12 protein-coding genes are annotated in these 13,790 nt (G+C 45.2%); 3 read left to right on the top strand and 9 right to left on the bottom strand.

Annotated features, from left to right (window positions below; all coding sequences use genetic code 11):
- Positions 1-6: 6 nt before the first annotated feature.
- From mraY to mraZ, 6 genes are all read right to left on the bottom strand, one after another.
- Complete coding sequence (gene mraY / locus AC3E9V_RS18490; RefSeq protein WP_488749635.1) at positions 7-1,185, bottom strand: phospho-N-acetylmuramoyl-pentapeptide-transferase; 1,179 nt, start codon at positions 1,183-1,185, stop codon at positions 7-9.
- 436 nt (positions 1,186-1,621) lie between these two features.
- On the bottom strand, positions 1,622-3,076 hold the full coding sequence (locus AC3E9V_RS18495; RefSeq protein ID WP_488749636.1) for a UDP-N-acetylmuramoyl-L-alanyl-D-glutamate--2,6-diaminopimelate ligase: 1,455 nt from the start codon (positions 3,074-3,076) through the stop codon (positions 1,622-1,624).
- Positions 3,076-5,175 (bottom strand): penicillin-binding protein, encoded by a 2,100-nt coding sequence (locus AC3E9V_RS18500; protein WP_488749637.1) that lies wholly within the window; start codon positions 5,173-5,175, stop codon positions 3,076-3,078. The genes AC3E9V_RS18495 and AC3E9V_RS18500 overlap by 1 nt, the downstream gene beginning before the upstream one ends.
- Positions 5,172-5,561 (bottom strand): FtsL-like putative cell division protein, encoded by a 390-nt coding sequence (locus tag AC3E9V_RS18505; RefSeq protein ID WP_488749638.1) that lies wholly within the window; start codon positions 5,559-5,561, stop codon positions 5,172-5,174. Before AC3E9V_RS18505 ends, AC3E9V_RS18500 begins: the two co-directional genes overlap by 4 nt.
- 352 nt (positions 5,562-5,913) lie before the next feature.
- Entirely contained in the window at positions 5,914-6,840 is a 927-nt protein-coding gene (rsmH, locus tag AC3E9V_RS18510; protein WP_488749639.1) for a 16S rRNA (cytosine(1402)-N(4))-methyltransferase RsmH, read from the bottom strand.
- 15 nt (positions 6,841-6,855) lie between these two features.
- Positions 6,856-7,299, bottom strand: coding sequence for a division/cell wall cluster transcriptional repressor MraZ (gene mraZ / locus AC3E9V_RS18515; RefSeq protein ID WP_488749640.1), 444 nt, complete (start codon positions 7,297-7,299; stop codon positions 6,856-6,858).
- Positions 7,300-7,960: 661 nt separating this feature from the next.
- Between mraZ and AC3E9V_RS18520 the strand changes: the two genes are divergently transcribed.
- A complete protein-coding gene (locus AC3E9V_RS18520; RefSeq protein ID WP_488749641.1) occupies positions 7,961-8,113 on the top strand; it encodes a hypothetical protein in 153 nt (50 codons plus the stop codon).
- A 607-nt stretch (positions 8,114-8,720) separates the two neighbouring features.
- Here AC3E9V_RS18520 and AC3E9V_RS18525 read toward each other — a convergent pair.
- Positions 8,721-9,764 carry a TolB family protein gene (locus tag AC3E9V_RS18525; protein WP_488749642.1) on the bottom strand — a complete coding sequence of 348 codons (1,044 nt, stop codon included), beginning with the start codon at positions 9,762-9,764 and terminating at the stop codon, positions 8,721-8,723.
- A 190-nt stretch (positions 9,765-9,954) separates the two neighbouring features.
- Positions 9,955-10,371, bottom strand: coding sequence for a hypothetical protein (locus tag AC3E9V_RS18530; RefSeq protein ID WP_488749643.1), 417 nt, complete (start codon positions 10,369-10,371; stop codon positions 9,955-9,957).
- A gap of 505 nt (positions 10,372-10,876) precedes the next feature.
- Here AC3E9V_RS18530 and AC3E9V_RS18535 point away from each other — a divergent pair.
- Complete coding sequence (locus tag AC3E9V_RS18535) at positions 10,877-11,749, top strand: hypothetical protein (RefSeq protein WP_488749644.1); 873 nt, start codon at positions 10,877-10,879, stop codon at positions 11,747-11,749.
- 154 nt (positions 11,750-11,903) lie between these two features.
- Here AC3E9V_RS18535 and AC3E9V_RS18540 read toward each other — a convergent pair whose 3' ends face one another.
- Entirely contained in the window at positions 11,904-12,227 is a 324-nt protein-coding gene (locus AC3E9V_RS18540; RefSeq protein WP_488749645.1) for a glutaredoxin family protein, read from the bottom strand.
- A gap of 803 nt (positions 12,228-13,030) precedes the next feature.
- Here AC3E9V_RS18540 and AC3E9V_RS18545 point away from each other — a divergent pair.
- Complete coding sequence (locus AC3E9V_RS18545) at positions 13,031-13,627, top strand: hypothetical protein (RefSeq protein WP_488749646.1); 597 nt, start codon at positions 13,031-13,033, stop codon at positions 13,625-13,627.
- Positions 13,628-13,790: the final 163 nt, after the last annotated feature.

Consider the following 13,790-nt stretch of genomic DNA (forward strand, 5'->3'; position numbering starts at 1 on the left):
TCGAGATTATCTAAGTTTAAGCGTTGCTAATGTGATTATGGCCAGAAGAATGCCCGTAGTCCAAAAGCGCGTCACGATCTTGGCTTCATGCCAGCCCCTCTTCTGATAATGATGGTGAAGCGGTGACATCAAAAAGATGCGTCTGCCTTCACCGTATTTTTTCTTCGTGTATTTGAAATAAGATACCTGCATGATCACTGACAAATTCTCTACCACAAACACACCACACAGTATCGGGATCAATAATTCTTTTCGGATCACCAAAGCCATCACGGCAATCACGGCACCCAGCGAAAGGCTTCCCGTATCGCCCATAAACACCTGCGCCGGATAGCTGTTGTACCAGAGGAACCCAATGCAGGCTCCCACAAAAGCGGTGCTGAAGATCACCAGCTCTCCGGAGTTGGGGATGAAGGCAATGTTGAGGTAATCAGCAAAGACAGCATTACCTGACAGGTAAGCTAAAATGGCCAGCGTAAGGCCAATGATCGCCGCACTACCGCCAGCCAGCCCATCCAGCCCGTCGGTCAGGTTAGCGGCATTGGAAACGGAAGTGATGATGAAGATCACCGCCAGTACATAGATCACCCAGGTAAAATCTTCCATAAAATACGGAAGCAGCCAGTCATACTGGAATTCATTGTTTTTCACGAAAGGAATGGTCGTAACGATGGAGCTGCTGTCGGCTATGCCCAACCCACCCAGCTCAGGGATGATCACATCCGGGTGCATCACCATCACCATTCCTACCAGCAAACCGATAGCCACCTGGCCGATGATCTTAAACCGGCCTGCCAGCCCTTCCTTGTTTTTCTTTTTCACCTTGAGGTAGTCATCCACAAAACCGATCAGCCCCATCCACAGAGCGGTCACAAGCAACAACTGCACGTAGATGTTTTCCAGCTTCGCAAACAGCAAGGTCGGGATGACGATAGCCGCGATAATGATGATCCCCCCCATCGTAGGAGTGCCCTGCTTCTTCATCTGACCTTCCAGACCCAGATCCCGGATGGACTCACCCACCTGGTAGCGCTGAAGCGCGTTGATCAACTTTCGGCCAAATACGATCGTGATCAGCAGCGAAACAAATGCAGCAGCGCCTGCCCTGAAGGAGATATAGCGAAATACACTCGCCCCCATCAGGTCAAATTGTTGTTCTAAAAAGTCAAACAGGTAGTACAGCATTCTTTTATTAATTGTGAATTGAAAATTGAAAATTGAGAATGGGCCTTCCCACTCTCCCAGTAGGCAGGAAGCAGTAGGTAGTATAGGCAGGAAGCAGGAAACCTTTCTTCTCTACCTTTTTTGCATATTGCCTGTTGTCTACTGCCATTTTCATTTTTTTGCCTATTGCCATTTGCCTATTGCCTATTTATCTTCATTATTTCCCTTCGCTACCCCTGGCCCCTTAAGGGGAAACCAGCGCGCATCAACCAGTAGGCAGTAAGCAATAAGCAGTTGGCAGGAAACCTGCTTTTCTACCTTTTTTGCGTACTGCCATTTGCCTATTGCCTATTTTCATTTTTGCCTATTTATCTTCATTTCCCTTCGCTACCCCTGGCCCCTAAAGGGGAAACCAGCGCGCATTCTCTATTCTTAATTCTCAATTCTCAATTCCCAATTACCCATTCAGCATTTCATTCAATATTTCTTTATCGTCAAAGTGATTTCTCACTCCTTTTATCTCCTGATAGGTCTCGTGACCTTTTCCCGCCACCAGGATAATATCCATCGGCCGGGCCAGATTGCAGGCCGTCCGGATCGCCTCCTTCCGGTCCTGAATGATCATCGTTTTTTTTTGATCCACCTTTGGGATACCCGCCATCATGTCCGTAAGGATCTGCTGCGGATCTTCATCCCGTGGATTATCTGAGGTCAAAATGACCTTGTTGCTAAAATCCGAAGCTATACGAGCCATCAAAGGCCGCTTAGCCTTATCGCGGTTTCCACCACAGCCAATCACCGTGATCACGGTTTCCTGCCTGGTTCTCAGGTTATCGATCGTTTTCAGTACATTCTCCAGTGCGTCAGGAGTATGTGCATAATCCACGATCGCCAACACCTGATTTGGGTTTAGCACCTGCTCAAACCTGCCCCGGGCGCCCTCCATCTGCGAAAGCACCATCAGCACCTCTTCCTTATCTTCTTCCAGCAACACTGCTGCAGCGTAAACGGCCAGCAGGTTGTATGCATTGAAATCGCCGATCAGCTTAAACCAGGCCGCAATACCATCCACATCCATCTCCAACCCCTGCAGGGTATTGTGCAGGATCTTTCCTTTAAAATCGGCCATGGAGCGTAACGAATACGTGTTTTTATCGGCTTTGGTATTTTGCAGCATCACAGCTCCACGCTTATCATCGGCGTTTACCAGCGCAAAGGCCTCCTTTGGCAGCCGGTCAAACAGTATCTTCTTGGCCCTGATGTATTCATCAAAGGTGCTGTGATAGTCCAGGTGGTCGTGGCTGATGTTTGTGAAAACACCCCCGGCAAACTGCAGCCCTGAAGTACGCTCCTGCACCAGCGCATGGGAGCTCACCTCCATAAAGCAGTGTGTACACCCCGCTTTCACCATCTGCACCAACAGCTCATTGATCTGTAAGCTGTCCGGCGTAGTAAAGCTGGACGGCAGCACCTTTTCCCCAATCTTATTTTCAACGGTGGATAGCAACCCAACCTTGTACCCCAGCGTACTGAAAAGCTGATGCAGCAATGTGGCGGTTGTGGTCTTCCCATTTGTGCCCGTCACACCCACCAGTGCCAGCATTTTCGTTGGCTGATCATAAAAATTGGCTGCCACGATACCCATCGCAGCAGCCGAATTACCCACCTGTATATATGTGACCTCCTGAAGCTGCTTCTCCGGCAGGTCCTGACAGATCACTGCCGCAGCTCCTTTGGATATGGATTCTTCGATATAGGCATGCCCGTCTACGGTCAGCCCTTTGATCGCTACGAAAAGCGTCCCTTTCTTCACCTTCCTGGAGTCAAAAGCAAGGGCAGAGATCTCCTTATCACGATCGCCATGGATCGCTTTGAGGGAAATACCAAACAATATGTCTTTTAGTAGCTTCATTAACTCAACTGCAGTTTTATTTCTCTGCCTTTTGAAAATTTTGTTCCCGGTGCAATGGACTGAGTTTCCACACGTCCCACACCATTGGCATCCACCGTCATGCCCAGGTTTTCCAACACATAAATGGCGTCCCGCAAGGTCATGCCCCGCACATCGGGCACATGATCCGGACGCGGCTGATTGCCTTCCCAAAACACCGAGTTGTTTACCACATCGGTAGTCACCCAGGTGGCTTCAGTCTCCGAATGATTGGAGATCCCCAGCTCATTGGAGATCATCGTCAGCTCCTCCCGGTTGCCGGACCTGATGACCGGAAAAATACCTGCAAACTCAATGCGCTTGTCAGGCAGCTCCTGGTGCATATTGATCTCCAGGGAATAGATCTTATCAGCGATCTCTTTAAAAACCGGCGCTGCCACATCGCTACCATAGATCTGGTATCCCTTGGGATCGTCGATCACCACGATGCAGCTGTATTTCGGATCATCTGCCGGGAAATACCCTGCAAACGAGGTGTAATACGCATTGGTATACCGCCCGTTTTTTACTTTTTTAGCCGTGCCGGTCTTTCCGGCAATGCTGAACCGGTCGTTTTTGATGTTGCTTGCCGTGCCTCGCTCCACGACACCTTCCAGCATCAGCCTGATCTCACGTAAAGTCTCTTTCGAGCAGATCTTTGATTTCAGCACTTTGGGCTCATACTCGTCGATGGTCCGGTTCGCCTTCTTTACTTCTTTCACGATCAGTGGCTGGATCATCTTCCCGCCATTGGCCACTGCATTGTAAAGCGTAAGGGTCTGAAGGGGCGTCATTTTCAGCTCATAACCATGCGATATCCAGGGCAATGAAACCCCGCTCCAGGTAGAATCAGAGGGGTCTTTGATGTAAGGCAATCCCTCACCCACCATCTGAAAACCAAGCGGCTTATCCAGTCCCATGCTTTTCAGGTAATCCGTATATCGCGACGGATTGCTGCCAAAATGATCGGTGATCAGCTTAGCCGTGCCGATGTTGGAAGATTTCTCAAATACTTCCTGAACGGTAAGCACCCCAAAACCTCCGGGCTTATGGTCGCGCATGGTCTCGTCAAAAAACTTCGTGACTCCATCCCCGGTATCTACCGTATCGGTCAGCTTAATGTCCGAATCCTCGAGCAAAGCGATCATGCTGGCCAGCTTGAAAGTAGAGCCCGGCTCACGCGCTCCCTGGCTGCCTACTGCATAGTTATACCGCTCGTAATAATCGCCTTTGCTGTTTCTGCTCAGGTTGGAGATGGCTTTGATCTCGCCGGTCTCCACTTCCATCAAAACCGCCACGCCATAGTCGGCCTGGTGCTTAACCAAATGCTTTAAAAGAGCCGATTCCGTAACGTCCTGCAGGTTTACGTTGATGGTTGTCTGGATGTCGTATCCTTGTCTTGGCCGGATCTCCGAGCCATCGTATACCGGCTTCCAGCCTCCGCCGGCCATCCGTTGAAATAATGCTTTTCCATCCTGTCCGGCCAGCTGGCGGTTGAAGCTGTACTCCAGGCCTACTACTCCGCGATTGTCAGAGTTGACCGTGCCGATGGTCCGTCCACCCAAATGCGAAAAAGGCAGAAACCGCTGTTCCACCTTTTTGAAGATCACTCCACCGGTAAGTCGCCCCTCCCGAAATATGGGCCAGCGCTCCATCCGCTTTTTGTCCTGGTAGCCGACCTCCTGCCGGTTGAGCGTCATGTACCTGCGCCGCTCCCGCCGGGCCCTGTCGATCTTCCTGCGGTACTGCATCTGTGTGAGATCTCCATAGTAATTGCTCAGCAGATAACAGAGGGAATCGATCCCGGAGTTGTAGAGCTCATCGCTGGCGAGGTACGGATCAAAATGCAGCTGGTAAAATGGTAAAGAGGTAGCCAGCAGGCTCCCGTCATCGGCATAGATGTTGCCGCGGGTGGCCTCTACCTCCATCACCTGGAGGCCGAGGGTTTCGGCATAGCCTTTCCACTTCTCGCCCTCCTGGTACTGGATCTTAAAAATGCGAAAAAGTATTCCTGCAGAAAACAAGAATACCAGCATAAAAGCGATCCTTACTCGGAGCAATATGGATTTTTTGATACTCATTCCTTAGGCACAATGATTTTAAAGGGTGGTTCCTTTGATTCTTTTAATCCGAGCGGAGTTACTTTTCTGGCCACTTCGGATTGTTTGCTTTCTTTCATGTAATCGGCCTTGAGCGTGGTAAAGTCAGCCCTCAGGTCCTCTACCTCACTTTCCAGGCTGTTGATTGCTTTGACATTTTTCTCTGCATAATGACGACTGCCGATGTAAATGACGCATAGCAGGGAAACAAACAGTATCTGCGGCAGAAAACGCACATGGATCACCTCGGCCAGCGACTCGTCAATACGCAAAAGCCTCTCCAACAGCGTGAAAATACCGCCCTGTCCACCGAGACGGGCTCTGTTGCTGCTTGATTTGCCTGGTATTTTGTATGTGTTTGTTGCCATGTCCCCTCCCCAGACCCCTCCCCAAAGGAGAGGGGCTTTCTTTGGATTTTTATTTTTTTAATTTTTTAATCACTTCTTTCTAATAGTTTTTCTTTCAGTAGGCAGGAAAACTTTCTTCTCTGCCTTTTTTGCGTATTGCCTATTTATCTTCTTCATTTCCCTCTCTACCCCTGGCCCCTAAAGGGGAAAGCTTCCGCCCTTTCAGTTCCTTCTTTTCAAATTCCGTTTTTCCAGTTGCATATTGTCATTTTGCATATTGCTGTTTGCCTATTGCCTATTTGTTTTCATTTTCCCGCGTACCCCTGGCCCCTGAAGGGGAAACCCGCGCTCATTCATTCTCAATTCTCAATTCTCAACTCTCAATTCTTTCCGCAATTCTCAGCTTCGCGCTTCGCGCTCTCGGGTTTGTCCGGATCTCTTCTTCGTCTGGCACGATGGGTTTTCTGGTCAAAGGCCTGAATGGGCGTATTTCATTGCCATAAAAGTCCTTTTCCATTTTCCCTTTGAAGTTTCCGGTGTTCATGAAGTTTTTGACCGGCCGGTCTTCCAGCGAGTGGTAGCTCATGACTACCAGTCGGCCGCCTGGCCTGATCACTTCGGTAGTCTGCTCCAGAAATTCGCGTAAAGCGCCCAGCTCATCATTTACCTCGATGCGGATGGCCTGGAAAAGTTGCGCCAGGTATTTCATCTCACGTCCCCTGGGGGCTACCTGCAGCGCTGCTTCTTTCAGCTCCTCATTTCGGGTGATCCTTTTTGCGCCGCGCGCGCGTATGATCGCAGCAGCCAGCGTCCGGGCATTTTTGATCTCGCCATAGGCACTCAAAATGTGGATCAGATTATCCTGCTCATAGTCATTGATGACATCCTGAGCAGTAAAGTCCGCATTTTGGTCCATGCGCATATCCAGCGCTCCCTCAAACCGGGTGGAGAAGCCACGGCTTCCCTCATCAAACTGGTGGGAGGAGACGCCCAGATCGGCGAGTATGCCGTCTACCTGCTTTACACCGTAAAACTTCAAATACCTTTTCAGGTGCCTGAAGTTGGATTCAACAAACGTGAAAGAACGTTTTTGCCCGTCCCGATAGCTATCGGGATCAGCGTTGGCTTTTGCATCAGCATCCTGATCAAAAGCGTATAGCATTCCGTCTTTTAACTGGCTTAAAATGGCTTTGGAATGTCCCCCGCCACCGAAGGTCACATCCACATAGATGCCGTCCGGGTCAATGTTCAGGCCTTTGATGCAAGCCTGCAAAAGGACCGGTGTATGATAGGCGCTCATCTCGCTTTGTCCAGTTTACTCATCGAGGTATTTCTGGGCAAGAGACGAGTACTCGGCCGGGTCATCTATCTGGTGCTCCTCAAATGTCTGAGGGTTCCACATTTCAACATAGTTGCCCATACCGATGAGCATGGCCTCTTTTTCCATTCCGGCATGAGCGAGCATTGCCCTGGGTATCAGTATTCGTCCCGCATTATCCAGCTCTACCTGAGCAATACTCCTGAAGAAGTTTCTTTTTAAGGCTCTTTGCTCGGCGTTGAATTCACTAAGCGCAGCAATCTTGGCATGTATCTTTTTGTATTCTAACATCGGATACAGGATCAGATTAGGCTCGAATCCTTTTCGGATCACGAGCTCGTGCGTAGACACCTCGGGCAGATTAGCCTTAATCTTTGCAGGTAAGACTAACCTACCCTTAGTATCCAACTTACACTCATACTCGCTTGTAAAAAACGCCATAATGAGCCGTCCCGCCTTATGCGGGACATTGAAAAATATAAACCACCAATACAAATGTAGGAAAAAGATTGACATTTACAACCACTTTCCCCCACTTTCATCCACTTCAGATAAAAAATGCTTATAAATGCTTCAAAGCTAGCTTTTAAGGCTTGAATCGGCCCTTTCAGCGATAACTTACTGAGGATTAAGGCTTACATTTTCATTACCTGAAGCAATTATTTCAAAAATCCGGGTGTTTTTCAGTATTCAGTGGGAGAAAGTGGAGGAGATGAAAAAAGTTTATGGAGGGGTGGGGTGTAGGAAGTATGGAGTGGGAAGTAGCTGGCAGTGCGTCCGTCAGATGGCTAGATCTTTATAATAGAGGGTCGTGCGCCAAAGTTGCTCCAACGAGAGAAAAGGAGTAATTGAGTTTTTATTAGAAATCTGTGCAAGATGAGATCGGCAGGATACAAGCTTCGAGGGTACGAGCTACAGGCTCGTACTAGAGAAGGTTTTGGGTTTTTTGGGCAGCCGTGTTAGCTATTTGCTCCAGGTCCGGCTGGCATACAGACTACCGGCTTAGGTAAAATCCGTATTTTTTACAATCCGAATTATACCGATGTTTCCATTCAAACCGTGACATAGCTTTACATAATCTTTTAAACTTAAATTATGCGATATGAAGACGACCGATTCCAACTCCCAACTTGTAAAGCCCAGTTTTGCATACGCTCTTCGGAGAGCTGCTTCTGACATTGTATTTAAAACAGGAGTGAGTGGACTACTGATCATCAGTGTATTTATACTGGCAGAAAGAATACTTGCTTCATAAGATTTGAAGTGAGGCTCTCCTTACGTTAGCCCATTTTTTCCTACGTTGGTTCGAGCTTATAGCCCGGACCTTGTCAGACAAGTCAAATATCATCCATCACAAGCTCCAATAGTCCTCGTTTGTCCCATGGGGATGTCCGGAAAAGAAGTCAGACGACTCCTGCGTAGCGGATATAGCCGTCAGACGGCTAGAACTTTAGTTTATGGAGGGATGGGGAAATGTGGGGTTAGGATTTCACAACTAAACACGGCCAGAGGCCTCGGTCATATTAGTCACTCGGCCTGGCCGGCTGCACCTGGCCGGCTGCACCTGGTCGGTCACACCTGGTCGGCCACACCTGGTCGGTCACACACAGCCGAGCGACTGGTGAAATGATTTTCAGGTTCAAATTTTTTCAATGACATGAAATTAGTGTGAAATGGTATATAGCCCTCGTTTGTAACGAGGATTTTCCGAAACTGGCGTTTGTAACGCCTTCAGATAACACAAACTTTTACCGGCCAGAATTTTAAAGGTGATTACAGCGATACAACCTGCCAGCCGGCTGGTCGCTATTCTCAAGAGGTACGTACATAATGCTCGCACCAACGAAGGAAGTTAATTCACCTTAGTTAAAACTAAGAGTGTATAACCCTTTTTGATCGTCCTTATTGGTAGTGAAAAGGATTTTGTTCCCCTGACTCAAAAAACCAATGGGAAACTCTGAATATTTATTGGTAGTAAGTCTCCTCATATGCTCCCCGGACGCATCCATCAGGTACATTTCATACTTGTATGTACGATCACCTTCTTCAGTCAGATGATCTTTATCGGTGATAAACAGAATAGAATGACCATCATTGGAAAAGGATATAGGAGATAGGGCTGCATCTAATGTGAGGACCTGGCTTGTTTCTGAAGTGTTAATATCTAAAACATAGATCGCATCATTCTTCTTACAAAGCATCCTGTTTCCATCCGAAGTTATCCCACCCGGCGTAAATCCGGCAACCGGATCAGACATCTGATTCCCTTGCCAATCGATAAAATAAAACTCCTCATAAGTCCATAAAAGGAGCCAACTATTGACTGGATGAATCTGAGTAAAAACAGCATTTTCTTCTCCGGATAACTTGGTGTTTTCCCCCGTTGCTAATTCATGACGCATAAGCTTATTGCTTCCATTCAGGTATTCCCCATACAGCACATACTTGTTATCCGGGCTGATCGCATAAGCAAACAGGCTATTTTCAGAATTAGTAACAAGCGTTTCTTTTGTATCCGATACCAGATCATGGAGCTCCAGTCGATACTCAAAACCAGTCGAAAACTGGAGATAGGTTGAAACGACGACATAGCGTTCATTATCCGAAACAGCAAATCCATCAAAAATCCCACCTTCAGTATCCATCAATTTTGTGAGACTAAAATCATCCAGCTCGACTTTGTAAACCTCTGATGTAACTCCTCCTGAACGGTCAAAGTAAGTCCCAACAAATAGTCTGTCCTGCTCGGGAGGAAACTGATACGAGTAAATTGGAGTATTTAGTAGCGCTCTTAACTCAGAACCTGATGTTGTAACTTCATCATCTTTACACCCTACCTGCAAAAGCAGGAGTCCCATCAGACAGAGTTCATAAAACCTGTATCGCTTATTTAATTTCTGATCCATTACACCAGAGAAGATTTGCTTACAATGATAATTCAATTTCAAAACCCTACACCTAATTGCGGATATAATCAAAAACCTCCCACCATAACTTGCTCCTTCTCTGACTTATCATTTGGTTTGGATTTGAGAAAGCCGTCAGACGACTCTTGCGTAGCGGATATAGTCGTCAGACGGCTATTATAATGCATAGCTATTCCTTATGCTCCCAGTACCATTCTTCCCAGGCATCCGAGGACATGGTTTTATTACTGATAGCCCATCCTTTACTCACCGGTCCCATGCCCACTATCAAAAAATCAATTTGATACATGCACGCACAATCAACTTTAGTTTCACCCGTTTTAGGAGCATTCTTATCTCTCAATATTATACCTCCGTATACACCACTAATAACCTCAGTAGAAACATCAAAATCCACATCACATGGACCATAACTTTTCATGGAAATTCTTATGGTATCCTTAGATATTTTCTGAGGATTTATCTCACCATTATACTTATCGTAATCTGGCAAACACTCGTAAGTAACGTCTAAAACAGATTGACTTTGAGAGAGGTAAGGAAAGAATAATACGCAAAACAATACTATAAAAGGGATTGGCTTCATTAAATCGACAATTCATCAATGAAGGCAAGATAATGATTAAGGATAAAAAGCGGTTCTTTTGGTCATTATTAGCCCGGGATTTCCTAAATCCCATTACTAACCCTCTCCCACTCCCCAATAGTCCTCGTTTGTCCGGAAAGCCGTCAGACGACTCTTGCGTAGCGGATATAGTCGTCAGACGGCTATATCTTTAAAAATAGGTGGTTATTGGTTCGAGATGTGTGCAAACGAAGCATACAGTATGGTGAGTAACTCCAAAACTGGCGTTTGTAACGCCTTTAGATAACACGAACTTTTACCTTACCGGAATAATCAGCATTTATAAAAGCGATTTTCCCGGAATGATTGGATACGCGGAAAATTGATTTTATACTTGAGCAATTTTGAAGGTTTTCTGAAAAACACTTAAAGTAAAACCCGTATCCGTACCTACTTAAAACTTATTAACGCTTTTGTGCGAAACTTTTCGTCGAGAGCGATCCTATCCATAAATTTTTTAATAACTATGAAAAATAACCTATCAATAGTCCTTCTGATCGCATTAACCATTTTTTCGTGTGACTTCAGAAAATCGGTGAGTACAGATTTAAATACAGGATTAACCACCCGGGGAGACGGCCTTTCCTGTGATAACGTCTATCTATCAGACGGTGAACAAAAATTGAACAGGAATTCATTCACTTATGGGGAAAAGATCTACCTGAATTTCGAGGATGTGGAAGGATTTGAAAAAATTAATAGCAATGCTTTCCCTGGTTTGCAACTGCTGGTGGTCAGCCAGAAAGGGGATACGGTTATGAACAATGAGGATCTGTATGCCAAATATGAGGATGGTATAGACATTTCACCCCTATTGGTGCAAGCTAATGTGACAGTGGCCGATCCCATGCATTCAAATGAAAATTATACACTTTACGTAAATATCTGGGATAAAAAAGGCAAGGGGACGTATAAGGCAGAAATGGACTTTGATATTGTCCCCAATGATCAAATCAAGACCGAAAGCAATGGGGTATCTTATAGTGAAATTTACTTGTTTTCACTGGAGCGAAAGACGACCATTACTGACAACAATGCAAAATTTAATGAGAACATATATGTGCTTTTTGAAGGTCTCAAAGGATTTAAGAATGAGGCTGGAAAAGCTTTCATCGGGCTCAGCCTTAAAGTAACGGATGCTGATGGGGAAGTGATCCTGGATAAAGAAGACCTTATCGGCGAATCCGGGATGGAAGTGACTGAAATCGAGTCGCAGTTAGCGCCAAGTTTCATCATTAAGAATCCTGATATTAAAAGCCCGGTGACCTGCGAAATCAAAATTTGGGATAAGAAAAGTGAAAGCAAAATTGAGACATCTGCGCAGGTGAATTTGGAATAAAGTAGTCTATCTTTTCCATTACACTGATCCCTGTATGGTCAAGGTCTATTTGGGTGATTTTCGTCTTTCCACAGCTTGGAAAACTAAAGAATTTAGATTTATTACTTCAAATACTTCAAAAATAGGGTCAAGTGCTTTGACGCTCAACAATGCATCAAAGCGCTTTTTGTACAGATTGAAAGGTTGCACCAACCAGCAGCATTTGTTCATTGAGTTCAACTACCGGAAGACTCACATTGACACTAAACTTATTGGCTTTTTCCAGTTTATTGAACATTTCCCTGGCATGTAGCTCGCTAACATCAATATCATAAAATGTATAGGTCATCTGAGCACTGTCCAGTGCCTTTTTCAGGTCAAGACAGTGATGACACTGACTGCTTCCATAAATGGTAATGACAGGATCTTTGTCAGAACAGGCCACGATAAACAAGGCGGAACAAACAATAAATGCTACTAATATTTTTTTACCCCTCATGGAAAGCAAAGTTTTTGTTAAGTCCGTATGAACCAATAAATATACTATTTACTTCCAAAAGCCATTAGCAGATGCTTGTTTTTATCGGCTTATCGTTGTTTTAAGTGTCAATTCCGGATGGATTCCTTAAAACGATTGATGAAATCCAGTGTTTCCGGCCTGGCGGGTATTTACCTACGCCGGTTCGATCCTGTAGCCGGAACGTGTAGGCTTAGGCCGGATTGAAGGATGTTCAGAAGCCGTCAGACGGCTGCTCTTTTAGTCTTAGGCAACAGGGCACAAGCGAAACGCAGGATTTTAAAGGTGATTACGGCGATACAACCTGCCAGGACAGCACCGCAGGGTAGTTTTGAAGGCTGCTCCTGTAAGCCGCCTCCGGTAGACCACTGAAACTTGATTTTTTTCCAAGCTTCTCTACCATCTCAATTACAGCATATTAAAGAACTATAACTATCTATGTTAAAGTGCCTAACTTCTTGGCACACCGAGGACGATTAAGAGATTAAGGGTTATCGGATTGGGTTAGCTTTTCTCAATTCGGACATGCTGTAAAAGTAAATATTTCACAACTAAACACAGCCAGAGGCCTCGGTCATATTAGTCACTCGGCACAGCCGAGCGACTGGTGAGTAATTGAGATTAATTTTATAATAAACTTCTTTAGCATTTTGCTCGTACCAGCGGGGAGTTGAATGAGCTTTAATCGCATTTTAATTAAATTAGGGCAACGTCCAAAAGAATATTTAAGCACTAGAAGAGTTTGTTGCAACAGAATAGATCGTATTAGGTCAGTAATGAACAAAATGAAAGAAGAGGTAGAAAATATATTAGTAGATAATGCTGAAGTTATCTTAGATAATCTGTTAGAAAATGAATTATTAAAACAAATCCCAATATTAGGTACTTCAATAAACCTTTACAAAGGATTTAGAAGCATTAGGGATGCTACATACCTTAACAAGGTGAGAATATTCATTGAAAAGGTTGGTGAGATTGATCAGGTACAACTACAACGGCTGATAGAAGAATCTAAGAAGGATAAAAAGAGAAGAGCGAAATTCGGTGATGCATTGTTTACTACAATTGAACAAAGTGATTCAAGACTGAAAATTGAATACCTGGCTGTTTCTTTCGAAGCTTTTTTAAGTGGTGACTTTAGCCAATATGACCTTAGATTAATATGCCATACTATACATGCATCTTTTTCAGATGATCTAAAAGATATTATTGAAAACGACCCGCAATCAATTGAATTAAAATATGTAGTTTCAACTGGACTCGCTGAAGCTGTTTATGAAGAAGCCACATTTGATATGGGGACTTCTGAACCCAATTATGAGCTTTCAAAGGTCGCAATTCTTCTGAGAGAAGCTTGGCAAAAATATAATAAGGACTCCTAAATAGTGTATCGTTTCACCCCTCAGAAAGAATAGACCATATTTCATTCTGATACAACTAGAAAAAGGAGTAAAACTAAGCCATCCCTACGGGACAGAGGGCAATTAAGGGGAAATTAGCCAAAGTCAAAAGGTATGAGCATAATGGTCGCACCAGCGAGGAGAA

This window comes from Marinoscillum sp. HNIBRBA16962 (genome assembly GCF_057801515.1).